A 24,384-nucleotide genomic window follows, 5' to 3' on the forward strand; every position below is an offset into this window, starting at 1 on the left:
TGTTTTTCTCCTATAATATGTAATACATTTATTCTACTAGAAAAGAGAGAAATATTCAAATTTTTGTTTGTCAATTTTATGTCAATTAAATTGACAGGTTTGTTTACAATGAGTTGGTTGTTTGATTTAAATAATTTTCTGTTATTTTAACAAAAAAATGCTATAATTGAAGAGACTATTTTGAAGGAGAAAAAAATGACGAAACCCATTATTTTAACAGGAGATCGTCCAACAGGAAAATTGCATATTGGACATTATGTTGGAAGTCTCAAAAATAGAGTATTACTGCAGGAAGAAGACAAGTATGAGATGTTTGTTTTTTTGGCGGACCAACAAGCCTTGACAGATCACGCCAAAGATCCTCAAACGATTGTAGAGTCTATTGGGAATGTTGCCTTGGATTATCTAGCAGTTGGATTGAATCCAAGTAAATCCACTATCTTTATTCAAAGTCAGATTCCAGAGTTGGCTGAGCTGTCTATGTACTATATGAACTTGGTGTCACTAGCTCGTTTGGAGCGTAATCCTACAGTAAAAACAGAGATTGCTCAAAAAGGGTTTGGGGAAAGTATTCCGACAGGTTTTCTGGTTTATCCAATCGCTCAAGCAGCTGATATCACAGCCTTTAAGGCTAATTATGTTCCTGTAGGAACAGACCAAAAACCAATGATTGAACAAACTCGTGAAATTGTTCGTTCCTTTAACAATGCTTATAATTGTGATGTATTGGTTAAGCCAGAAGGTATTTATCCAGAAAATGAGAGAGCAGGACGTTTGCCTGGTCTAGATGGAAATGCTAAAATGTCTAAATCACTCAATAATGGTATTTATCTAGCTGATGATGCGGATACTTTGCGTAAAAAAGTCATGAGTATGTATACTGATCCGGACCATATTCGAGTGGAGGATCCAGGTAAGATTGAAGGAAATATGGTTTTCCATTATCTAGATGTGTTTGGTCGTCCTGAAGATGCTCAAGAAATTGCGGATATGAAAGAGCATTATCAACGTGGTGGTCTTGGTGATGTGAAGACGAAACGTTATCTACTTGAAATATTAGAACGCGAACTTGGTCCTATTCGTGAGCGCCGTATCGAATTTGCTAAGGATATGGGTGAAGTGCACAATATGCTTCAAAAAGGTAGTGAAAAAGCTCGTGAGGTTGCAGGGCAAACTCTATCTGAAGTTAAGGGAGCAATGGGACTAAATTATTTTAAATAATAGATAAAATATGAATCGTAAAACTATCTCTTCCATAGAATAACAGGGATAGTTTTTTATATTTTCTGCTATAAATATAATTGACAAATTTCCATAGAATGGTATGATAGATACAATACAAAAAGAGTCAAGCTCAAAAAGAAAGAAAAGAGGAAACTTCAATGTCTAATTGGGACACTAAATTTTTGAAAAAAGGTTTTACCTTTGATGATGTATTGCTCATTCCAGCAGAAAGTCATGTGTTGCCTAATGATGCAGATTTAACAACAAAATTGGCAGATAATCTGACTTTAAATATCCCAATTATAACAGCCGCCATGGATACAGTCACAGAGAGTCAAATGGCCATTGCCATTGCTCGTGCAGGTGGTCTTGGAGTAATCCATAAAAATATGTCTATTGCGCAACAGGCAGATGAAGTTCGCAAGGTAAAACGTTCTGAAAATGGTGTCATTATTGATCCATTTTTCTTGACTCCAGAACATACCATTGCTGAGGCAGACGAACTGATGGGACGTTACCGTATCAGTGGTGTTCCAGTTGTAGAAACACTTGAAAATCGTAAATTGGTTGGTATTCTAACAAACCGAGATCTTCGCTTTATTTCAGATTACAATCAGCCAATCTCAAATCACATGACCAGTGAAAATCTTGTTACTGCTCCTGTTGGTACAGATCTTGCAACAGCTGAGAGCATTCTTCAAGAACACCGTATTGAAAAACTTCCTTTGGTTGATGAAGAAGGCCGTCTTTCTGGCTTGATTACTATTAAGGATATTGAAAAAGTTATTGAGTTTCCAAATGCTGCCAAAGATGAATTTGGTCGTCTTCTAGTTGCTGGTGCGGTGGGTGTCACTTCAGATACATTTGAACGTGCAGAGGCTCTCTTTGAAGCAGGGGCTGACGCAATTGTTATTGATACTGCCCATGGTCACTCTGCTGGGGTTCTACGTAAAATTGCTGAAATTCGTGCTCACTTCCCAGATCGCACTTTGATTGCTGGTAATATTGCAACTGCAGAAGGTGCGCGTGCTCTTTATGATGCGGGTGTGGATGTTGTCAAAGTCGGGATTGGACCAGGTTCTATCTGTACTACTCGTGTGATTGCAGGTGTAGGTGTCCCACAAGTAACAGCAATTTATGATGCGGCAGCAGTTGCGCGCGAATATGGAAAAACGATTATTGCTGATGGTGGAATCAAGTATTCTGGAGATATTGTAAAAGCCCTTGCTGCAGGTGGAAATGCAGTTATGCTTGGATCAATGTTTGCTGGAACAGATGAAGCACCAGGTGAAACTGAAATTTTCCAAGGACGTAAGTTTAAGACTTACCGTGGTATGGGATCAATCGCTGCAATGAAGAAAGGTTCAAGTGATCGTTACTTCCAAGGTTCTATCAATGAAGCAAACAAACTCGTTCCAGAAGGAATTGAAGGTCGTGTTGCCTATAAAGGCGCAGCAGCTGATATTGTCTTCCAAATGATTGGTGGTATTCGCTCTGGTATGGGTTACTGTGGTGCAGCTAACCTTAAAGAATTGCACGACAACGCTCAATTTATTGAAATGTCAGGTGCTGGTCTCAAAGAAAGCCATCCTCATGATGTACAAATTACTAATGAAGCGCCAAACTACTCTATGTAAGAAGTAAAAAAGAACTCCTGAAATTCAGGAGTTCTTTTTGTTTACAAAGGTGTCAATTTTAATTTACAGATATTTTACCGTTTTGGATGTTGAAAATGCTAAGATTTTCTGGCAAGTTTTGTAAGTGATCCAAACTTGTTGTTGTGATAAAGGTCTGGATAGATTGAGAAATGGTTTCTAGTAATTTTAGTTGCCGGGTGTTATCAAGTTCGCTCATAACATCATCAAGCAAGAGTATCGGAGACTCGTTGGTAATACTTTCCATTAACTTGATCTCTGCTAGTTTGATAGAGAGAACAAGACTACGATGTTGCCCTTGACTTCCAAAACTAGCATCCATACCGTTGATATGGAAAGCAATGTCATCTCGATGAGGGCCAACACCAGTATTCTTTTTAAATAAATCTCTTGATCTACTTTTTTCTAAAGCCATTTTAAAAGAATCCATTAAGAATTGTTCATTAGTGAAGTTGACAGTTGATTGATAAGAAATTGACAACTCTTCTGATTGGTTTGAAATTTCTAAGTGTTTTTTTTGACCAAATTTTTCTAAGTCTTTGATGAATTTTATCCGATGCTTTATGACGCGACAACCATACTCTACTAACTGATCATCTAAGACCGACAGAAATGTTTCGTCAATCTTTTGACTGGATTTTAGGTAAGTGTTTCTTTGCTTGAGTATATGGTTATAGTTTGACAAGTCTGACAAGTAGATTGGTTTAATTTGTCCCAGCTCTATATCAATAAACTTTCGACGAACGGAGGGGGCTCCTTTAATTAACTGGAGATCCTCAGGTGCGAAGAGAACCACATTCATATGTCCGATGTAGTCTGAGAGACGAGCTTGTTTTAAGTGATTGACTTTAGTTACACGCCCTTTTGGTGTTAAATCAATTTCTAAAGGGATAGAGCCTGTTTTTTTCTGTAGCAAGCCAGAAAGATGGAGTTGTTCTTCATCAAAATGAATGAGATTTTTATCTGTCCGAGTCCGATGACTACGTGTTAAGGCCAAGAAATAGATTGCTTCTAGAATGTTGGTCTTTCCTTGTGCATTTTGGCCTAAAAAGACATTTAGTTTTGGATTGAAATCAATTTTCGTCTCTTTGTAGTTGCGAAAGGTTTTTATTGTTAAATGTTGGAGCCACATGATTATCTTCCTGGAAAACGTGGAGCTTGTTTGGTTTTAGGGGATAAAGCAGTTTTTTGTTTTTCTTTCTTTACACCCTTATTCATCTCTTTGACAAGTTTAGCAATCCGCTCTTTTTCAATCTTATCTGCTTGGTATTCTTCTTGCTCTTTTAAACTTGGTTGTGTCAAGGTGATGTCAATCTTTAAATCAGGGATGTCAATTACATCTCCTATACGGATCTTTTTCCCACGTCTAGTTTCTAATTCACCATTAAAGGAAACTTGATGTTCCATCAAAAAAGATTTAATAGCACCACCGCTTTGTATAATTCCAAGCTCTTTTAGGAGGGCTTGGAGCGTAATAAATTCTTCAAATAATTTGTATTCCATAATTCACCTCAATCTAAGGTATTATACCATATTTCTTAGAATTAAGTGAGCGAAATCACTGAAAATGAAAACGATTTTTATTTTAAAAGCGGTAAAGAGAATAAGAAATATTTTCCTTTTCGTGATATAATAGAACTCTATATGTAAGGAGGTAAGGTATGGAGTTAGTGCTTGGAATTTCAGCACATTTTGTTCAATCCAAAAAGTTTAAAACAAATAAAATCACTATTCGTTTTACTGCTCCCTTATCTCTTGAGACGATAGCAGGACGCATGTTAAGTGCAAGTATGTTGGAGACGGCAAATCAAGTTTACCCAACATCACAAGTATTTCGCAGATACTTGGCAAGTTTATATGGAACTGATATTTCCACAAGTGCTTATCGTAGGGGACAGGCACATATTCTTGACTTAACGTTTACTTATGTGAGGGATGATTTTTTAAGTAAAAAGAATGTCTTGACTTCTCGAATTTTGGAATTGGTGAAACAGACTTTATTTGCTCCCTTAGCTCAAGATGGTGCTTTTGAGCCAGCCCTATTTGAAATTGAAAGAAAACAGTTGTTGGTTAGTTTAGCTACTGATATGGATGATTCATTTTATTTTGCTCATAAGGAGTTGGATAGCTTGTTCTTCCATGATGAGCGTCTTCAATTGAGATACAGTGATTTACGAAATAGCATTTCAAATGAGTCTCCAGAAAGTAGCTACACTTGTTTTCAAGATGCTCTGAAAAATGATCGAATTGATTTCTTTTTCTTAGGTGATTTTAATGAAGTAGAAATTACAGAATCACTGAAGTCATTATCCCTTACAGCTAGAGAGAATTGTGTTCCTATCCAATATTATCAATCTTATTCGAATGTCCTACGAGAGGGAATGGTTCAGAGGAATGTTGGGCAATCTATTTTGGAATTAGGCTATCATTCTCCTGTAAAATATGGCGATGATGAGCATTTATCCATGCTTGTCATGAATGGTTTGTTGGGTGAATTTGCACATTCGAAACTTTTTACAAACGTTCGTGAAAATACTGGAATTGCCTATACAGTATCTAGTCAATTGGATTTGTTTAGTGGTCTGTTAAGGATGTATGCGGGTATCGATAGAGAAAATCGAAATCAGGCTAGAAAAATGATGAATCATCAATTGCTAGATCTGAAAAAGGGCAACTTTACAGATTTTGAACTTGAACAAACCAAGGAGATGATTCGAAGATCTTTATTGATTGCTCAAGATAATCAACAGACCCTGGTTGAAAGAGCCTATTTGAATGCTCTATTTGGAAAATCAAGCTTTGATATTGATCGATTGGTGGCAAAATTAGAGAGTGTTGATAAAGAAGCGGTATGTAAAGCTGCCAACAGTTTGAAGTTACAAGCGATTTACTTTATGGAAGGAGTAGAATGACAAAGGTTACTTTTGAAGAAAAATACTATCCTGCTGTAAAGGAAACAGTCTACAAAACACAATTGTCAAATGGATTGACAGTTTCTTTACTCCCTAAACAAGATTTCAATGAGGTTTATGGGATTGTAACGGTTCAATTTGGTTCCGTAGATGCAACTTATACAAGTTTAGACAAAGGTTTACGTCATCATCCAGCAGGAATTGCACATTTTCTTGAACATAAATTGTTTGAAAGAGAAAATTCTGAGGATATGATGGCAGCTTTTACTCGATTAGGTGCGGACAGTAATGCCTTTACAAGCTTTACTAAGACCAGCTATCTTTTTTCAACAATTGATCATCTATTAGAGAATTTAGATTTGCTAGATGAGTTAGTCGGAGATGTTCATTTTACAGAAGAGTCTGTTTTGAGGGAACAGGCTATTATTCAGCAAGAACGAGAAATGTACCAAGATGATCCAGACTCACGTTTATTTTTTGCAACATTAGCCAACCTTTATCCTGATACTCCTTTAGCAACAGATATAGTTGGAAGTGAAAAATCAATTTCTGAGATTCAAGTTTCAAATTTAAAAGAGAACTTTACAGACTTTTACAAGCCTGTCAACATGTCACTGTTTTTAGTTGGGAATATTGATGTGGAAGTTGTTGAGGAATACTTTTCGAAAAAGGAAAAGAAGACTTTAGAACAGTTTACAGTTACAAAAGAGAAACTACCCTTGCAGCCTGTGAAGCAAACAGATAGCCTTCGGATGGAAGTTTCTTCACCCAAACTTGCTGTTGCGATTAGAGGTAATGGGCAAATAACAGAAGCTGAGTCTTATCGTTACAATATTTTATTGAAATTGCTATTTACGATGATGTTTGGTTGGACTTCTGAACGTTTTCAAAGGTTATATGAGACTGGGAAGTTAGATGTGTCATTGTCACTTGAGGTTGAAGTCAACAGTCGCTTTCATTTTGTGATATTGACGATGGATACCAAAGAGCCTGTTTCTCTGTCGCATCAATTTCGTAAAGCGATTCGTCAGTTTAGTAGTGATACGGATATTACAGAGGAACATTTAGATCTTGTTAAGAGTGAGATGTTTGGGGAGCTTTTCAGTAGCATGAACTCCTTGGAATTTATCGCAAACCAATACGATCCTATGGATCGCGGAGAAACGATTTTTGATTTTCCAAAAATTTTACAGGAAATTACTTTGGAAGATGTTCTTGAAGCTGGGCATCGTTTGATTGATAATGGTGATCTAGTTGATTTTACAATTTTTCCAGCCTAAATAAGGCAAGAACACTAGAAAGAAGGAGTGGTAAGTATGAGAAAAAAAACAATTGGCGAGGTTCTACGTTTAGCTAGAATTAACCAGGGATTGAGTCTGGAAGAATTACAGGAAAAAACTGAAATTCAGTTGAACTTTCTAGAGGCTATGGAGACAGATGATTTTGATCAACTTCCTAGTACCTTCTATGCTCGTTCTTTTTTAAGAAAATATGCCTGGGCAGTAGAGTTGGATGAGAGAATTGTCTTGGATGCCTATGATTCGGGTAGTATGATTACTTATGAAGAGGTCGATGTTGATGAAGAAGACTTGTCTGGTCGCAGACGATCAAATAAGAAAAAAACGTCTTATCTCCCCTTGTTTTATTTCGTTCTATTTGCTTTGTCGATTTTAATTTTTGTGACTTACTATGTCTGGAACTACATCCAAACTCAGCCAAGTCTTTCTTCTGCAAATTATAGTGTTGTTAGCTCAACTAGTTCCACAACCTCAACTAGTTCATCTTCTAGTAGTCAGACGTCTAGCTCATCTTCTACTACGGAATCAACTATTACAGTGTCAGGCGAAGGAAACCGCATTGAAGCTCTCTATAAAACGAGTAAGGAAACCGCTACGGTTCAACTGACGGTTTCAGATGCAACTAGCTGGGTTAGTGTTTCGGGAAGTGAGTTGGAAGGTGGTGTGACACTATCCGCAGACAATAAGAATGCAAAAACAACAGTTTCAACGAAAGATTCTGTAACTATTACTTTGGGTGTGGTAAAGGGGGTTACTTTGACTGTGGACAATCAAACGATTGATACTTCGAAGCTGACAACTCAGACTGGAACTGTGACACTTACATTTACTACAGATTAAGGAAAAATCAATGAAAAAAGAACAAATTCCTAATGTATTAACTATTGGTAGAATTCTCTTTATACCTCTCTTTATTCTTATTTTGACTTTGGGCCATTCACAAGGCAGTCATTTGCTGGCAGCGATCATCTTTGCAGTTGCTAGTATAACGGATTATCTTGATGGCTACCTTGCTCGTAAATGGAATGTGGTTAGCAACTTTGGAAAGTTTGCAGATCCAATGGCGGATAAGTTGTTGGTTATGTCAGCTTTTATCATGTTGATTGAGTTGGGTATGGCTCCAGCTTGGGTTGTTGCTATTATCATCTGTCGTGAACTTGCGGTGACAGGCTTGCGTTTGTTGCTTGTTGAGACGGGAGGGACAGTTCTAGCAGCAGCGATGCCAGGGAAAATCAAGACCTTTAGTCAGATGTTTGCCATTATCTTTTTGCTCTTACATTGGAATTTAATTGGTCAGCTGTTGCTTTATATCGCTTTGTTTTTCACTATCTACTCTGGCTATGATTATTTCAAGGGTAGCGCTCATGTATTCAAAGGGACATTTGGTTCGAAATGAAATCGATTATTGAAGTAAAAAATCTGTCTTTTCGTTACAAGGAAGATCAGGATCATTATGATGTTAATAATGTCTCGTTTCACGTGAAACGGGGAGAATGGCTTTCGATTGTAGGTCATAATGGGAGTGGGAAATCGACAACTATCCGTTTGATTGATGGATTGCTTGAAGCAGAGTCTGGGGAAATCTGGATAGATGGGCAATTGCTGTCCTCTGAGAATGTTTGGGACTTACGCCGTCAAATTGGTATGGTTTTTCAAAATCCAGATAATCAATTTGTAGGTGCAACTGTTGAAGATGATGTTGCCTTTGGCCTAGAAAATCAGGGACTTCCTCGTGAAGAAATGAAGAAGAGAGTGGCTGAATCTTTGGAGTTGGTAGGTATGCTGGACTTTAAGAAGAGAGAACCAGCTCGTTTATCTGGCGGCCAAAAACAACGGGTGGCCATTGCAGGAGTTGTTGCCCTGAGGCCAGCTATTTTGATTTTGGACGAGGCTACAAGTATGTTGGATCCTGAGGGACGCAGCGAACTGATTCAGACAGTTCAAGAGATTCGAAAAGACCACCAGATGACAGTTGTCTCTATTACGCATGACTTGGAAGAAGTTGCGATGAGTGACCGTGTCTTGGTCATGAAAAAAGGCCAAGTGGAGTCAACCAGTAGCCCAAGAGAACTTTTTTCTCGGGATGACCTTGACCAGATAGGCTTAGATGATCCCTTTACGAATCAATTGAGAGAATCTTTGAGAGAGACAGGCTATCAGTTGCCGGATGGTTATTTGACAGAAGGAGAGCTAGAGGACAAGTTATGGGAATTACTCTAGAAAATGTGAGCTTTACCTATCAAGAGGGGACTCCCCTATCTTCATCAGCCTTGGCTGATGTTTCCTTGACGATTGAGGACGGCTCCTATACTGCTTTGATAGGACATACAGGTAGTGGGAAATCAACGATCTTACAGCTTTTAAATGGCCTATTGCTTCCAAGCAAGGGTTCTGTTCGAGTTTTCGATACCGTCATTACCCCTACATCAACAAATAAAGAAATTCGACAGATTCGAAAGCAAGTCGGTTTAGTTTTTCAATTTGCTGAAAATCAGATTTTCGAAGAAACTGTTTTGAAAGATGTTGCGTTTGGACCACAAAATTTTGGAGTTTCTGAGGAAGAAGCCAAGAGAACTGCGCGTGAAAAGTTAGCCTTGGTAGGGATCGATGAGTCACTCTTTGAGCGCAGTCCTTTTGAACTTTCGGGTGGCCAAATGAGACGTGTAGCTATAGCAGGTATGCTGGCCATGGAGCCAACTGTCTTGGTTTTGGATGAGCCAACAGCAGGGCTAGATCCTCTAGGCAGAAAAGAATTGATGACCTTGTTTAAAGAACTCCACCTTTCTGGAATGACAATCGTCTTGGTAACGCATTTGATGGATGATGTAGCTGCATATGCTGATCAGGTCTATGTTATGGAAAAGGGGCGTTTGGTCAAAAGTGGCAAACCAAGTGATGTCTTCCAAGATGTAGCCTCTATGGAAAATGTACAGTTAGGTGTGCCTAAAATCACAGCCTTTTGTAAACGTTTGGCAGATAGGGGTGTAGCTTTTAAGAAACTGCCAATCAAGATAGAGGAGTTTAAGGAGTCGCTAAATGGATAGTATGATTTTAGGGCGTTATATACCAGGAGATTCCATCATTCATCGCTTGGATCCCCGTAGTAAATTGCTCGCTATGATTCTGTTGATTTTGATTGTATTTTGGGCTAATAATCCTCTCGCTAATCTCATTCTTTTTGTAGCGACAGGTATATTTATCGCTTTGTCAGGCGTTTCCCTCTCATTTTTTGTTCAGGGATTAAAATCCATGTTTTTCTTGATTGCTTTTACGACTTTATTTCAGCTCTTTTTCATTTCAAGTGGAAATGTCCTATTTGAGTTTTCTTTTATAAGAATAACGGATTATGCTTTGCAACAAGCTGGAATCATTTTCTGTCGTTTTGTGCTGATTATTTTCTTTTCAACCTTGCTAACCTTAACGACCATGCCCTTGAGTTTAGCAGCTGCAGTTGAAGCTCTTTTAGCACCGCTGAAACGCGTGAAAGTTCCCGTTCATGAAATTGGTCTGATGTTATCAATGAGTTTGCGTTTTGTTCCAACTTTGATGGATGACACGACGAGAATTATGAATGCTCAAAAAGCTCGTGGAGTTGATTTTGGCGAGGGAAGCATCGTTCAAAAAGTAAAGGCTATGATTCCAATTTTAATTCCTCTTTTTGCGACGAGCTTAAAGCGTGCAGATTCATTGGCAATAGCCATGGAAGCGCGTGGTTATCAGGGAGGAAAGGGTAGAAGTCAGTATAGACAGTTGAGATGGAGTCAAAAGGATACACTGGCAATTCTTGTGATTTTGGTACTGGGATGTTTCTTATTTTTCTTAAAATCTTAGCAGGTTTGTAGGATTGATAAGAAGTTCACAGTAGCAGGTTTTTAGTATAAAGGTAGGAATATGAACCGTTTTAAAAAATCAAAATATCTAATCATCGTTTTTGTCACAGTTCTGGCAGTTTCTGTACTATTAGTGACAACCTATTCAAGCGCTATTGTGACGAAACTAGGAGATGGGATTTCCTTAGTAGATAGAATTGTCCAAAAACCCTTTCAGTGGTTTGATACTTTCAAATCAGATTTGGGACATTTGACGCGGACTTACAATGAAAACGAAAGTCTAAAAAAACAGCTCTATCAACTAGAGGTAGAATCTAATCAATCAGAAAGTTTAAAAAATGAAAATGAACAACTACGTCAGTTGCTGGATATGAAGTCAAAATTGCAGGCTACAAAAAACATAGCAGCAGATGTAATTACGCGTTCACCGGTATTTTGGAAGCAAGAGTTAACGATAGATGCAGGAAGTTCAAAGGGTGCTTCTGAAAATATGTTGGCCATTGCAAATGGGGGCTTGATTGGCAGTGTTTCAAAAGTGGAGGATCATTCAACGACTGTCAACCTATTGACAAATACCGAAAATTCGGATAAAATTTCCGTTAAAATCTTGCATGGTTCTACTGAAATTTACGGAATTATCGTTGGTTATGACAAAGAAACCGAACTTCTTAAAATTAGTCAATTAAACAGTAACAGCGACATTAGTGCTGGGGATAGGGTGACTACAGGGGGGCTTGGAAACTTTAATGTTAAGGATATTCCTGTTGGAGAGGTTGTTGCTACAACTCATAGCAGTGATTATCTAACACGAGAGGTAACAGTAAAGTTAAGTGCTGATACTAAAGATCTTCATGTGGTAGAGTTAGTGGGGAATTAACAATGAGACTGTTAAAACAAGTTGGTATTTTCTTTTTACTTCCTTTTCTTGTGCTAATTGATGCGCATATTGGTCAATTAGTAGAATCCTTTTATCCACATTTTCACTTAGCCAGTCATTTCCTGTTTTTATTTCTCTTGTTTGAGACAATTGAGGTATCAGAATACTTCTATCTAGCTTATTGCTGTATAGCAGGTTTGGTGTACGATATCTATTTTTTCCACTTGATAGGAATTGCGACACTTTTATTTATCTTGATAGGTGCCTCACTTCACAAGTTTAATAGTGTGACTTTGTTGAACCGTTGGACGAGAATGTTAACAATAGTTGTGATGAGCTTCCTATTTGATATGGGTAGTTATCTCCTGGCCCTTGCTATGGGACTGACAGTAGAATCAATGCCAGTTTTCATTGTCTACAGTCTTGTCCCATCAATGATTTTAAACTTTTTGTGGATGGTGATTTTCCAGTATATTTTTGAAAAATATTATCTATAAGAAAGAAATAAAAATGTAACAAAGGCGTAATATTTATTATGTCTTTTTTTGGTATACTAGTAATGTCTTAAATAGAAGGAGTATCTACACAATATGAAGAAAAAAATCTTAGCGTCACTTTTATTAAGTACAGTATTAGTGTCTCAAGTGTCGGTGTTAACAACTGTTCACGCTGAAACAACTGATGAAAAAATTGCTGCTCAAGATAGTAAGATTAGTGACTTGACAGCCCAACAAAAAGAAGCTCAAAAACAGGTAGATGAAATCCAAACGCAAGTTACAGCTATTCAAACACAGCAAACAAACTTGCAAGCTGAAAATGAAACACTACAGGCGGAATCTAAAAAACTTGAAGGAGAAATTACAGAGCTCTCTAAAAACATTGTTGCTCGTAATGAATCTTTGGAAAAACAAGCACGTAGCGCACAAACAAACGGTGCTGCAACTAGCTATATCAATACAATTGTAAATTCAAAATCAATTACAGAAGCTATTTCCCGTGTTGCGGCTATGAGCGAGATTGTATCAGCTAACAACAAAATGTTAGAGCAACAAAAAGCTGATAAAAAATCAATCTCGGAAAAACAAGTTGCAAATAATGAAGCAATCAATACTGTAATTGCGAACCAACAAACGCTTGCTGACGATGCACAAACATTGACAACAAAACAGGCGGAGTTAAAAGTTGCTGAGTTGAACCTTGCTGCAGAGAAAGCTACTGCAGAAGGTGAGAAAGCTACCTTGTTGGAACAAAAAGCAGCAGCAGAGGCAGAAGCGAAAGCAGCAGCTGAAGCAGAGGCAGCTTATAAAGCACGTCAAACAAGTCAACAACAATCAGTTGTTGCTTCTGGAAACACAAGTTTCTCAGCTCAAGTGCAAGCAACATCTACATCAGCATCAGCATCTGACGACGAGGACTCAAGCTACACTCCAGCACCTACTCCAGCACCTACTCCGACTCCTACTAGACAACGTCCAACATACAGTACAAATGCTTCAAGTTATCCAACTGGTGAATGTACTTGGGGAGCTAAAACATTAGCACCTTGGGCTGGAGATTACTGGGGTAACGGAGCGCAGTGGGCTACAAGTGCAGCGGCTGCAGGATTCCGTACTGGATCAACTCCACAAGTTGGTGCGATTGCATGTTGGAATGACGGTGGATATGGACACGTAGCGGTTGTTACAGCAGTTTCATCATCAACTCGTATTCAAGTATCAGAATCAAACTACGGTGGAGATCGTACAATCGGAAACAAACGTGGATGGTTCAACCCAACTACAACTTCTGAAGGTTATGTTACTTATATCTATCCAAACTAATGAATGAAATAAAGAGGCTCGATTTGAGTCTCTTTTATTATTTTTTATCGAAAGCAAGACCGAAATCTATCAAAATCACTTGAAAATATGGCTAAAATGTGGTAGAATGAACCTTGTCGTGTAAACGATAATACTCATTCTTGATGAATTGTGAAACTGTTGCCCTTGGGTCGTTTTGCAAGTTGAAATCGAGGAGAGGAAAAAAACAAAAAGGAGAAATACTCATGGCAGTAATTTCAATGAAACAACTTCTTGAGGCTGGTGTACACTTTGGTCACCAAACTCGTCGCTGGAACCCTAAGATGGCTAAGTACATCTTCACTGAACGTAACGGAATCCACGTTATTGACTTGCAACAAACTGTAAAATACGCTGACCAAGCATACGACTTCATGCGTGATGCGGCAGCTAACGATGCAGTTGTATTGTTTGTTGGTACTAAGAAACAAGCTGCTGACGCTGTTGCTGAAGAAGCTGTACGTTCAGGTCAATACTACATCAACCACCGTTGGTTGGGTGGAACTCTTACTAACTGGGGAACTATCCAAAAACGTATCGCTCGTTTGAAAGAAATCAAACGTATGGAAGAAGAAGGAATCTTTGATGTTCTTCCTAAGAAAGAAGTTGCACTTCTTAACAAACAACGTGCACGTCTTGAAAAATTCTTGGGTGGTATCGAAGATATGCCTCGTATCCCAGATGTAATGTACGTAGTTGACCCACATAAAGAACAAATCGCTGTTAAAGAAGCTAAAAAATTGGGTATCCCAGTTGTAGCGATGGTTGACACAAACACTGATCCAGATGATATCGATGTAATCATCCCAGCTAATGATGACGCTATCCGCGCTGTTAAATTGATTACAGCTAAATTGGCTGACGCTATCATCGAAGGACGCCAAGGAGAAGATGCAGTAGCAGTTGAAGCAGAATTTGCAGCTTCAGAAGCTCAAGCAGACTCAATCGAAGAAATCGTTGAAGTTGTGGAAGGCGACAACGCTTAATTAAAATAAGTAATCATTACCTAGGAGGGCGGGGCTTAGCCCGGCTCTCCTATTTTTAAAAAATATAGGAGAATCAAAATGGCAGAAATTACAGCTAAACTTGTTAAAGAGTTGCGTGAAAAATCTGGTGCTGGTGTTATGGACGCTAAGAAAGCATTGGTTGAAGTTGAAGGTGATATCGAAAAAGCAATTGAATTGCTTCGCGAAAAAGGTATGGCTAAGGCAGCTAAGAAAGCTGACCGTGTTGCAGCTGAAGGTTTGACTGGTGTATTTGTTAACGGTAACGTTGCAGCAGTAGTTGAAGTAAATGCTGAAACTGACTTCGTTGCAAAAAATGCTCAATTCGTTGACTTGGTAAATGCTACAGCTAAAGTAATTGCTGAAGGAAAACCAGCTAACAACGAAGAAGCTCTTGCCTTGACAATGCCTTCAGGTGAAACTCTTGAAGCAGCCTATGTATCTGCAACAGCTACAATCGGTGAAAAAATCTCATTCCGTCGTTTTGCTTTGCTTGAAAAAACAGATGCACAACACTTTGGAGCATACCAACACAATGGTGGACGTATCGGTGTTATCTCTGTCATCGAAGGTGGAGATGAAGCACTTGCTAAACAAATCTCAATGCATATCGCTGCGATGAAACCAACAGTTCTTTCTTACAAAGAATTGGATGAGCAGTTCGTTAAAGATGAGTTGGCACAATTGAACCACGTGATTGACCAAGATAATGATAGCCGTGCAATGGTTGGTAAACCAGCTCTTCCACACTTGAAATATGGATCAAAAGCTCAATTGACTGATGAAGTGATTGCTCAAGCTGAAGAAGATATCAAAGCTGAATTGGTTGCAGAAGGCAAACCCGAAAAAATCTGGGACAAAATCATCCCAGGTAAAATGGATCGCTTCATGCTTGACAACACTAAAGTTGACCAAGCATACACACTTCTTGCACAAGTCTACATCATGGATGACAGCAAGACAGTTGAAGCTTACCTTGAATCAGTAAATGCTTCAGTAGTTGAGTTCGCTCGCTTTGAAGTTGGTGAAGGTATCGAAAAAGCTGCAAATGATTTTGAAGCTGAAGTTGCAGCTACAATGGCAGCAGCTTTGAATAACTAAAAAATCTGAGACAAATAGTTCTCAGCCATAAAAAAGCTAGGGATTTCCAATTGAGGAACTCTAGCTTTTTAATTTTGACTCCCTCTCTCATTGTATTTTAAGAGGTTGTTGGCCATGAGTATGAATCCCATGTTAATTCTTGCTTGACGCTTACCTCTCAGATCACATCTCTTGTAACCCCAACAAGCCTTTATCTGCCCCAAAACTTTGTTTTAGAATGAGTATATAAAAAGCCCTTTAATAAGGGCTAAGTGCATTTAGGAGACTACACTTCAAATTCATAGAGTGCTGTAGACAAATAACGTTCGCCGTTATCCGGTGCTAAAGCAAGGACTTTCTTCCCTGTACCTAATTTCTTGGCAACCTCAATTGCCCCGTAAATCGCTGCAGCTGAAGAAATCCCAACAAGGAAGCCTTCTTTTCCACCAATTTCACGGCCAAGTGCTAGAGCATCATCTGACGTTACGCGGACGATACCATCATAGGCCTTTGTATCAAGTGTTTCAGGAATAAATCCAGCTGAGATGCCTTGAATTTTGTGAGGCCCTGGTTTTTCACCAGACAAGATAGCTGACTCGTCTGCCTCAACTGCATAAACTTGAATGTTTGAATTTGCTGCTTTAAGAGCGTGAGAAACACCTGAGATCGTTCCACCAGTACCAACACCACCCACAAAAGCATCTAGTCCATCAGAACCGAAAGCAGCCAGTATTTCAGCTCCTGTTGTTCTTTCGTGTACTTCTGGGTTAGCTGGGTTATTAAATTGGAGTGGAAGGAAGCCGTCACGTTCAGCAGCGATTTCCTGAGCTTTGGCAATAGCCCCTTTCATTCCTTCGCTACCAGGAGTGAGGACGAGTTCAGCACTATAAGCTTGGATAATCTTGCGTCGTTCTACACTCATCGTTTCAGGCATGACGATAACAACTTTATATCCTTTAGCGGCACCAACCCATGAAAGACCGATGCCAGTGTTTCCACTCGTTGCTTCAACAATGGTAGCACCCGGTTTTAGAATACCATCTTGTTCCGCTTTTTCAATCATGCTAAGGGCAATACGGTCTTTTACTGACGATCCAGGGTTAAAGGCTTCTAGTTTAACATAGACGTCTGCAGCACCCTCTGGAACAATGTTGTTAAGTTTAACAATCGGTGTTTGTCCGATTAGTTCAGTAATATTATTATAAATAGCCATAGATATACCTCTTTGTATAAGATGATACTAGTATAACGCGCTTAAGGCTATTTGTAAAATATAGAAATCCTATCAAAGTGATAGGATTTTTTTATATCAAAGGTCTAAGCCATTAATTTTTAATCGATTGTGATAAACCAATTCTAATAAATAGGTGTAAAGAGGGAGGATGTCTGTTTTTTTAGGGAATTCAAATTTATGGAAACTCAAATGCTCATTATGTGCTTTTAGAAAGACATTTTCTAAATAAGTAATCGTAATCTCACTATCATCTATACCTGCTCCAGCAGTTTCCATTTCAACGTTTACAATGTTCATCAAAAAGAGTGACTTAGCAGACACCTTGCGACCAGTGGCACCTTGCTTATCAGTAAAAATAATACGGATATTTGTAAAGATAATTGAATCACGAATAAGTTTATACCCGCTTTGAATTTCTTCGTTTTCTAGTAGGTATTGACCATATTCTTTGATAAGAGTCTCTTTCTTTTCCTCGCTAAAGTTTCCAGCAAGTCCTTGAATAAATTTTCCAAAAACCATAATTTCTCCTTTTTTACACTAAGTTTACAGGAACTTCAACCTCTCGTAAACCTTGATCAGTTAAAGTGATTTTTCCATTAAAGAACTCAACGAGAGCAGCTTTGATATTTTCTTTCTCTTCCTTATTAACATAGATCATTGTATCAACTTGATCTGTAAAATTTGTCTCGAGTTCTATGAGTTTATGCTCTCTAAGGAAATTGCCATATTCTTGATACTGAGCGTAAGACATCTGAATGGTTATGCCAGCCTGTTCTTTGATTTCAATAATGCCAATTTCTTTGACAGCCAAGGCCACACTACCTGCATAAGCACGAATCAAACCACCAGCACCTAGTTTGATGCCACCAAAATAGCGGGTAACTACTACACAGACATTGGTAAGATTATGATTTTCTAAGACTCCGAGCATAGGGACTCCAGCAGTACCACTAGGCTCCCCATCATCACTCGTACGCTTGATTTCACTGCGTTCCCCTACAATAAAAGCAGAGCAGTTATGGGTGGCTTTATAGTGTTCTTTTTTGATGGTAGTGATAAAATCACGGGCCTCTTCTTCGCTATAAATACGCTTGACATGGCAGATAAAACGGGATTTTTTGATTTCTTCTTGGACCTGCCCATCCTCTTTAATTGTTCTAAATTCCATGATTTAATTGTACTAAAAAAATACCTAAAGTGCGAGATTTTTACGAATATTAAAGTATGAAAGTAAATCCAAATTACCTCGGTCGCTTGTTTACTGAGAAAGAATTAACTGAAGAGGAACGACAGATGGCGGTGAAACTGCCGGCAATGAGAAAAGAGAAGGGAAAATTGCTTTGTCAACGTTGTAATAGTACGATTCTAGAGGAATGGTATTTGCCTATCGGTGCCTACTATTGCAGGGAGTGTTTACTGATGAAGCGAGTCAGGAGTGATCAAGCATTATACCATTTTCCGCAGGAAGATTTTCCTAAGCAAGATGTTCTCAAATGGCGTGGTCAGTTAACCCCTTTTCAGGAAAAGGTGTCAGAGGGATTGATCCGAGCAGTTAAAAAGAAGGAACCGACTTTAGTTCATGCTGTAACAGGAGCTGGAAAGACGGAGATGATTTATCAGGTTGTGGCCAAAGTGATTGATGAAGGTGGTGCAGTTTGTTTGGCCAGCCCTCGAATCGATGTGTGTTTGGAGCTGTATAAACGACTACAGAATGACTTTGCTTGTGAGATAGCACTACTTCATGGTGAGTCAGAACCCTATTTTCGAACACCACTAGTTGTTGCAACGACTCATCAGCTGTTAAAATTTTATCATGCTTTTGACTTGCTGATAGTGGATGAAGTAGATGCCTTTCCTTATATTGACAACACTATACTTTACTATGCTGTAAAGAATAGTGTAAAGGAGGATGGATTAAAGATATTCCTTACAGCAACTTCTACAGATGAGTTAGATAGGAAGGTTCGCACAGGAGAATTAAAACAATTAAGCTTGCCGAGACGGTTTCATGGAAATCCTTTGATTATTCCTAAACCTGTCTGGTTATCAGATTTTAATCGCTGTTTAGAGAAAAATCAGTTGTCATCTAAGTTAAAGACCTACATTGAGAAACAGAGAAGAACAGGTTATCCATTGCTAATTTTTGCATCAGAGATTAAGAAAGGCGAGAAACTAAAAGAACTCTTGCAGGAACAGTTTCCAAATGAAAACATCGGCTTTGTGTCCTCTGTCACAGAAAATCGATTAGAGCAGGTACAAGCTTTTCGAGATGGAGAGTTGACAATCCTTATTAGTACGACAATCTTGGAACGTGGGGTTACCTTCCCTTGTGTGGATGTTTTCGTTGTAGAAGCTAATCATCGTCTCTTTACCAAGTCTAGCTTGATTCAGATTGGTGGGCGAGTTGGGCGTAGTATGGATAGACCGACTGGTGAATTGCTCTTCTTTCATGATGGATTAAATGTTGCCATCAAAAAAGCAATCAAGGAAATTAAGCAGATGAACAAGGAGGCAGGTTTATGAACTGTTTATTATGTGGACAGACAATAAAGAGTGACTTCACATTTAGTCACCTCTTGCTGTTTAAGAATGAGAACAACTATCTTTGTTCAGATTGTGAGTCTACTTTTGAGAAAATTGGTGAGGACTATTGCCCGAACTGTATGAAAGCAGGCTTGTCAACCATGTGTCAAGATTGTAAACTTTGGTGTAAAGAAGAGATTCGAGTCGATCATAATGCAATCTTCACCTATAATCAAGCTATGAAAGACTTCTTTAGTCGATATAAGTTTGATGGGGATTTTCTACTTAGAAAGGTTTTTGCTCCTGTTCTAGCTAATGAATTGAAAAAGTATGGAGACTATCAATTTGTTGTTATTCCCCTAAGTCCTGAAAGATTGCTTGAGAGGGGATTTAATCAGGTTGAAGGTTTGGTTGAGGCAGCAGGTTTTTCTTTTCAAGATTTACTAGGGAAAAGAGAAGAGACGGCTAGTTCTTCTAAGAATCGCTCGGAACGATTAGCTACCGAAATTCCATTTTTTATTAAAGATGGAATCTCACTTCCTAAGAAGATTTTGCTGATTGATGACATCTATACAACAGGTGCGACTGTCAATCGTGTGAAGCGTCTTTTTGAAGAAGCAGGAGCTTTGGATGTTAAAACTGTTTCCCTTGTAAGATGAGGAAAAAATTTGCAAAATGAAAATGAAAGCGCTATAATATAGTTAGAAAAACAAAAATGTTTAGAAAGAAGGTACTTATATGATTAAATATAGTATCCGTGGTGAAAACCTAGAAGTAACAGAAGCGATTCGTGATTATGTAGTTTCTAAACTCGAAAAGATCGAAAAGTATTTTCAACCTGAGCAAGAGTTGGATGCACGTGTGAATTTGAAAGTTTACCGTGAAAAAACAGCAAAAGTTGAAGTAACGATTCCACTTGGATCTATTACTCTCCGTGCAGAAGATGTTTCTCAAGATATGTATGGCTCTATCGATCTTGTAACTGATAAAATTGAACGTCAAATTCGTAAAAATAAAACAAAAATCGAACGGAAGAATAAAAATAAAGTTGCGACAAGCCAACTCTTTACAGATGCCCTAGTTGAAGATGCAGATGTTGTGCAACCCAAAGTCGTTCGTTCAAAACAAATTGATTTGAAGCCAATGGATTTAGAAGAAGCGCTTCTTCAAATGGATTTATTGGGACATGATTTCTTTATCTATGTAGATGTAGAAGATCAAACAACAAATGTTTTGTATCGTCGTGAAGATGGTGAGGTTGGTTTGCTCGAAGTAAAAGAATCATAAAATTGAAATAACTAATAAGAGTGGTTTACTGATTTGTAAACCACTTTTTCTTGTGCCTATAAGTAAGTAGAAAAACGAGGAAATCCTTGATAAAACAGTCAGAATCGGCCCCTATAATCTGAACTTATAGGGGTGTTTATATTTATTAAGTAGACAAAATAATATCCTAAGGGATAGAATGGGGTTGTCAACAAATAGCGAATACAAAAATGTAAGCGCTCTTATAACAATTAAAGGAGTCATGACTATGGCAACAAAAGAAGAAATTTTACGCAAACTATATCCTGAGGACCTTTTTCACTATGCGGATGGTCTAACTTTGGGAGAAGCAGAGGTTTTACAAGAAACTCGCCGTTTGATTGAGAAATATCTCCGTCCGGTTATTAATGAATACTGGGAAAAACCTGATTTTCCTTTTGAAGAATTCTATGCTGTGGCTAAGGGCGCTCAAATTATGAACAATCCAAAATTGTTTGAGGGACGTGAAGGTAGCTGGAAACCATCTGAACTTTATATTGCCTTCTTGTATCTTGAACTTGCTCGCTTCGATGCTTCTATGGCAACATTCTACACCGTTCATGGCGGACTTTGCTACAACACAATTCTCTTGGGTGGTGATGAGCGTCAACAAAAAGAATTTCTTCCAAAACTAGCTGCATTTGATTGGCAAGGTTGCTTCGCTTTAACTGAACCTCTTTCAGGTTCTGATATTGCTGGAGGACTTGCAACTACTGCAGAACGTGTTGGAGACAAGTGGATTCTAAATGGTGAAAAACGCTGGATTGGTGGTTCAGACACTGCAGACGTTGTTCCTGTATTTGCTCGTGATGTTGCGGATGGCAAGGTGAAATGCTTTATCGTTCGTAAGGGAGCACCGGGATATCATGCAGAACCAATCCCACATAAAATCGCTCTTCGTTGTGTCCGCAATGGCCATATCACCATGAAGAATGTAGAGGTTCCAGATTCAGACCGCTTGGTAAATATCAATGGTTTTGGTGATGTAGCCCGTATCTTGACCTTCACTCGTGCGGACGTTGCTCACATTGCTATGGGAGTAACTTGTGGATCATATGTTTCAGCACTTAAATATGCTAAAGATCGCGAACAGTTCAAACGTCCAATTGCCAAATTCCAAATTGTTCAAGAAAAATTGGCTCGCATGCAAGCAAATGCTGTAGCAGTTATTGCTTATTCAACTCGTATTGCTGAGATGCAAGAGAAAGGGAATGAATTGATGCTTAACTCTGCTCTTGCTAAGATGCACAATTCCTTGGTGATGCGCGAAACAGTTGCCCTTGCTCGTGAAACTTGCGGAGGTAATGGTATTACACTTGAGACAGACGTTGCTCGTTTCTTTGCAGATGCTGAATCAATCTATACCTATGAAGGTTCACACGAAGTGAATGCCTTAATTGTTGGTCGTGAGATTACTGGACTAGGTGCCTTTGTTTAATGTCAGAAGGGCGATTGAAGGATTTTTGTTCAATCGTCCTTGCTTCATGCACTGGATTTTTGTAGAATAAGAAGGAGAAAATAATGATATCTAAGGTGATGATTATTGGTTCTGGTCAAATGGGAAGCGGAATTGCTCAAGTATTTGCTCAGGCTGGTTTTACAGTTTACTTAAACGATATTAAAGAAGAATTTGTTCAAAGAGGCTTGAATAATATCACAAAACAATTGGAACGTTCAGTTGAAAAAGGACGGATGTCTGCGGATGAGAAGGATCAGGTATTGGCCAATTTGCTTCCATCTGTTTCATATGAAGATGCGAAACAAGTCCAATTGGTGATTGAAGCTGCAACTGAGAACCGTGAGATTAAGTTGAATATTTTCAAACAATTGGATGAATTGACAGATCCTAAAACTATCTTAGCATCAAACACATCCTCTTTGTCAATCACGGATATAGCTGCTGCTACTAAACATCAGGAGCGCGTGATTGGAATGCACTTCTTTAATCCTGCCCCAATCATGAAACTTGTAGAGGTTATTAAGGCCTTGCAGACTTCAGAAGAAGTGGTTCAGGCAGTTCGTGAATTGACAGTGAAAATTGGTAAAACACCAGTTGATGTTAAAGATTCTTATGGTTTTGTTGTGAACAGAATTTTGATTCCTATGATCAATGAAGCCATTTACATTCTAGGTGAAGGAGTGGCTAGTGCCGAGGAAATCGATGAAGCGATGAAACTTGGTGCAAATCATCCTATTGGACCTTTGGCTCTTGCTGACTTGATTGGGTTGGATGTTTGTTTGGCTATTATGGGCGTCCTAAACCAAGGGTTTGGTGATCAAAAATACCGTCCTGCTCCTCTTCTTAAGAAAATGGTCGAAGCAGGAAAATTGGGACGGAAGACAAAAGAAGGCTTCTTTACTTACTAGACACTGATGGAGGTAGTCATGAAAGACGTAGTTATTGTTTCGGCAGTGCGAACACCTTTAGGTTCCTTTGGCGGGAGCTTGAAGAATGTTTCTGCTGTTGATTTGGGATCTTTGGTAATTAAGAGTGCTTTGGAAAAAGCGAATATTAAACCAGAGCAGGTAGATGAAGTGATTATGGGGAATGTCCTAGGCGCAGGTTTAGGCCAAAACGTGGCTCGCCAAATGAGTATTCATGCTGGGCTTCCTGAATTTACACCAGCCTTTACCATTAATAAGGTTTGTGGTTCCGGTTTGAAGGCAGTGCAGTTAGCTGCTCAAGCGATTCAGTGCGGAGATGCAGATATTGTCGTGGCTGGTGGTGCAGAAAACATGAGCCAAGCTCCATATGTTTTGCCAAGCTTCCGTTGGGGTGGCCGTATGGGAGATTCGAAAGTGGTAGATACCATGATTAAGGACGGTTTGTCTGATGCCTTTAACGAATACCATATGGGAATTACAGCTGAGAATGTGGCCGAAGAATATGGTATTAGCCGGGATGATCAAGATGCGCTTGCTTTGGAATCACAAAAACGAGCAGTGGCGGCTATAGAATCTGGACGCTTTAAGGAAGAGATCGTTCCGGTGGTCATTCCTCAACGTAAAGGCGATCCTATCGTCTTTGATACAGATGAATTTCCTAGAAAAGATGCTAGCTTGGAGAGTCTGTCTAAGCTACGTCCTGTTTTCAAAAAAGACGGTTCTGTTACAGCGGGAAATGCCTCAGGTATCAATGACGGAGCAGCGGCTGTCTTGGTCATGAGTGCTGAAAAAGCTGAAGAACTAGGACTTCCAGTCATTGCTCGCATTCGTTCGTATGCAAGTGCAGGTTTGGATCCTAAGATTATGGGATGTGGACCGATTTATGCGACTCGCAAAGCTCTTGAAAAAGGCAATTTGACAGTTGATGATCTTGACTTAATCGAGTCAAATGAAGCCTTTGCTGCTCAGGCTTGTGCGGTTGGTAAAACACTTGGCTTTAACACAGATATTGTCAATGTCAATGGTGGCGCGATAGCTCTTGGTCACCCAATTGGGGCCTCAGGTTGCCGTATCCTAGTGACTCTGGTACATGAGATGATGAAACGTGATGCTAAAACTGGTTTAGCAACTCTCTGTATCGGAGGAGGGATGGGAACAGCCCTCATCGTTGAACGTTAGTTATTAGAAAACTGAACGTCATTTCCTCTTTTTCAATATT

The 24,384-nt window shown here is 38.9% G+C and carries 25 protein-coding genes; 20 read left to right on the forward strand and 5 right to left on the reverse strand.

The genetic code is table 11. The features are described 5' to 3' along the window. Positions 1-195 precede the first annotated feature (195 nt). Both trpS and guaB read left to right on the forward strand, forming a co-directional pair. Positions 196-1,221 (forward strand): tryptophan--tRNA ligase, encoded by a 1,026-nt coding sequence (gene trpS, locus HMPREF9188_RS00775; protein WP_009729568.1) that lies wholly within the window; start codon positions 196-198, stop codon positions 1,219-1,221. 161 nt (positions 1,222-1,382) lie between these two features. Continuing rightward, complete coding sequence (guaB, locus tag HMPREF9188_RS00780) at positions 1,383-2,861, forward strand: IMP dehydrogenase (RefSeq protein ID WP_000073415.1); 1,479 nt, start codon at positions 1,383-1,385, stop codon at positions 2,859-2,861. 58 nt (positions 2,862-2,919) lie between these two features. Here the strand turns inward: guaB and recF are convergent, their stop codons facing one another. Beyond that, a complete protein-coding gene (gene recF, locus HMPREF9188_RS00785) occupies positions 2,920-4,011 on the reverse strand; it encodes a DNA replication/repair protein RecF (protein ID WP_009729569.1) in 1,092 nt (363 codons plus the stop codon). Between the two features lie 2 nt (positions 4,012-4,013). Continuing rightward, the gene (gene yaaA / locus HMPREF9188_RS00790) at positions 4,014-4,382 is read right to left on the reverse strand and encodes a S4 domain-containing protein YaaA (protein ID WP_000455881.1); all 369 of its coding nucleotides are present in this window, start codon (positions 4,380-4,382) and stop codon (positions 4,014-4,016) included. 158 nt (positions 4,383-4,540) lie between these two features. Between yaaA and yfmF the strand changes: the two genes are divergently transcribed. From yfmF to tsf, 12 genes are all read left to right on the forward strand, one after another. Then, the gene (gene yfmF / locus HMPREF9188_RS00795; RefSeq protein WP_009729570.1) at positions 4,541-5,791 is read left to right on the forward strand and encodes an EF-P 5-aminopentanol modification-associated protein YfmF; all 1,251 of its coding nucleotides are present in this window, start codon (positions 4,541-4,543) and stop codon (positions 5,789-5,791) included. Further along, complete coding sequence (yfmH, locus tag HMPREF9188_RS00800; RefSeq protein WP_009729571.1) at positions 5,788-7,071, forward strand: EF-P 5-aminopentanol modification-associated protein YfmH; 1,284 nt, start codon at positions 5,788-5,790, stop codon at positions 7,069-7,071. The genes yfmF and yfmH overlap by 4 nt, the downstream gene beginning before the upstream one ends. A 36-nt stretch (positions 7,072-7,107) precedes the next feature. Next, entirely contained in the window at positions 7,108-7,929 is an 822-nt protein-coding gene (gene rodZ / locus HMPREF9188_RS00805; RefSeq protein WP_009729572.1) for a cytoskeleton protein RodZ, read from the forward strand. 10 nt (positions 7,930-7,939) lie between these two features. Beyond that, entirely contained in the window at positions 7,940-8,485 is a 546-nt protein-coding gene (pgsA, locus tag HMPREF9188_RS00810; protein WP_000712149.1) for a CDP-diacylglycerol--glycerol-3-phosphate 3-phosphatidyltransferase, read from the forward strand. Next, a complete protein-coding gene (locus HMPREF9188_RS00815; RefSeq protein WP_000835744.1) occupies positions 8,482-9,309 on the forward strand; it encodes an energy-coupling factor ABC transporter ATP-binding protein in 828 nt (275 codons plus the stop codon). The genes pgsA and HMPREF9188_RS00815 overlap by 4 nt, the downstream gene beginning before the upstream one ends. Further along, positions 9,294-10,133: an energy-coupling factor transporter ATPase gene (locus HMPREF9188_RS00820; protein WP_000513196.1), complete on the forward strand. Its 840-nt coding sequence runs from the start codon at positions 9,294-9,296 to the stop codon at positions 10,131-10,133. The genes HMPREF9188_RS00815 and HMPREF9188_RS00820 overlap by 16 nt, the downstream gene beginning before the upstream one ends. Next, positions 10,126-10,920: an energy-coupling factor transporter transmembrane component T family protein gene (locus tag HMPREF9188_RS00825; RefSeq protein WP_000377878.1), complete on the forward strand. Its 795-nt coding sequence runs from the start codon at positions 10,126-10,128 to the stop codon at positions 10,918-10,920. The genes HMPREF9188_RS00820 and HMPREF9188_RS00825 overlap by 8 nt, the downstream gene beginning before the upstream one ends. Before the next feature lie 60 nt (positions 10,921-10,980). Further along, the gene (gene mreC / locus HMPREF9188_RS00830; RefSeq protein WP_009729573.1) at positions 10,981-11,796 is read left to right on the forward strand and encodes a rod shape-determining protein MreC; all 816 of its coding nucleotides are present in this window, start codon (positions 10,981-10,983) and stop codon (positions 11,794-11,796) included. A 2-nt stretch (positions 11,797-11,798) separates the two neighbouring features. Beyond that, complete coding sequence (gene mreD, locus HMPREF9188_RS00835; RefSeq protein WP_001237923.1) at positions 11,799-12,293, forward strand: rod shape-determining protein MreD; 495 nt, start codon at positions 11,799-11,801, stop codon at positions 12,291-12,293. 93 nt (positions 12,294-12,386) lie between these two features. Continuing rightward, positions 12,387-13,616, forward strand: coding sequence for a peptidoglycan hydrolase PcsB (pcsB, locus tag HMPREF9188_RS00840; RefSeq protein WP_009729574.1), 1,230 nt, complete (start codon positions 12,387-12,389; stop codon positions 13,614-13,616). A gap of 224 nt (positions 13,617-13,840) precedes the next feature. Further along, positions 13,841-14,620, forward strand: coding sequence for a 30S ribosomal protein S2 (rpsB, locus tag HMPREF9188_RS00845; RefSeq protein ID WP_009729575.1), 780 nt, complete (start codon positions 13,841-13,843; stop codon positions 14,618-14,620). Between the two features lie 78 nt (positions 14,621-14,698). Then, positions 14,699-15,739, forward strand: coding sequence for a translation elongation factor Ts (gene tsf / locus HMPREF9188_RS00850; protein ID WP_000808084.1), 1,041 nt, complete (start codon positions 14,699-14,701; stop codon positions 15,737-15,739). A 265-nt stretch (positions 15,740-16,004) separates the two neighbouring features. On the opposite strand, the gene cysK is transcribed toward tsf, so the two are convergent. From cysK to HMPREF9188_RS00865, 3 genes are all read right to left on the reverse strand, one after another. After that, positions 16,005-16,931 carry a cysteine synthase A gene (gene cysK, locus HMPREF9188_RS00855; RefSeq protein ID WP_001029451.1) on the reverse strand — a complete coding sequence of 309 codons (927 nt, stop codon included), beginning with the start codon at positions 16,929-16,931 and terminating at the stop codon, positions 16,005-16,007. 96 nt (positions 16,932-17,027) lie between these two features. Then, a complete protein-coding gene (locus HMPREF9188_RS00860; protein ID WP_009729576.1) occupies positions 17,028-17,471 on the reverse strand; it encodes a PH domain-containing protein in 444 nt (147 codons plus the stop codon). A 13-nt stretch (positions 17,472-17,484) separates the two neighbouring features. Next, complete coding sequence (locus HMPREF9188_RS00865) at positions 17,485-18,120, reverse strand: YigZ family protein (protein WP_000395759.1); 636 nt, start codon at positions 18,118-18,120, stop codon at positions 17,485-17,487. 56 nt (positions 18,121-18,176) lie between these two features. Here HMPREF9188_RS00865 and HMPREF9188_RS00870 point away from each other — a divergent pair, with 56 nt between their 5' ends. The 6 genes from HMPREF9188_RS00870 (at position 18,177) to HMPREF9188_RS00895 (ending at position 24,344) form a co-directional block, all read left to right on the forward strand. Further along, the gene (locus HMPREF9188_RS00870) at positions 18,177-19,475 is read left to right on the forward strand and encodes a DEAD/DEAH box helicase (RefSeq protein WP_000867709.1); all 1,299 of its coding nucleotides are present in this window, start codon (positions 18,177-18,179) and stop codon (positions 19,473-19,475) included. Continuing rightward, positions 19,472-20,134: a ComF family protein gene (locus tag HMPREF9188_RS00875; RefSeq protein ID WP_000995712.1), complete on the forward strand. Its 663-nt coding sequence runs from the start codon at positions 19,472-19,474 to the stop codon at positions 20,132-20,134. Before HMPREF9188_RS00870 ends, HMPREF9188_RS00875 begins: the two co-directional genes overlap by 4 nt. Before the next feature lie 79 nt (positions 20,135-20,213). Next, positions 20,214-20,762: a ribosome hibernation-promoting factor, HPF/YfiA family gene (hpf, locus tag HMPREF9188_RS00880; protein WP_000599116.1), complete on the forward strand. Its 549-nt coding sequence runs from the start codon at positions 20,214-20,216 to the stop codon at positions 20,760-20,762. 247 nt (positions 20,763-21,009) lie between these two features. After that, a complete protein-coding gene (gene fadE / locus HMPREF9188_RS00885) occupies positions 21,010-22,218 on the forward strand; it encodes an acyl-CoA dehydrogenase FadE (RefSeq protein ID WP_009729577.1) in 1,209 nt (402 codons plus the stop codon). 80 nt (positions 22,219-22,298) lie between these two features. Then, complete coding sequence (locus HMPREF9188_RS00890) at positions 22,299-23,147, forward strand: 3-hydroxybutyryl-CoA dehydrogenase (protein WP_025172369.1); 849 nt, start codon at positions 22,299-22,301, stop codon at positions 23,145-23,147. An 18-nt stretch (positions 23,148-23,165) separates the two neighbouring features. Then, positions 23,166-24,344: an acetyl-CoA C-acetyltransferase gene (locus HMPREF9188_RS00895; protein ID WP_000656061.1), complete on the forward strand. Its 1,179-nt coding sequence runs from the start codon at positions 23,166-23,168 to the stop codon at positions 24,342-24,344. The last annotated feature ends 40 nt before the right edge of the window (positions 24,345-24,384 follow it).

It is taken from the genome of Streptococcus sp. F0441 (assembly GCF_000314775.2).
Taxonomy (GTDB): domain Bacteria; phylum Bacillota; class Bacilli; order Lactobacillales; family Streptococcaceae; genus Streptococcus.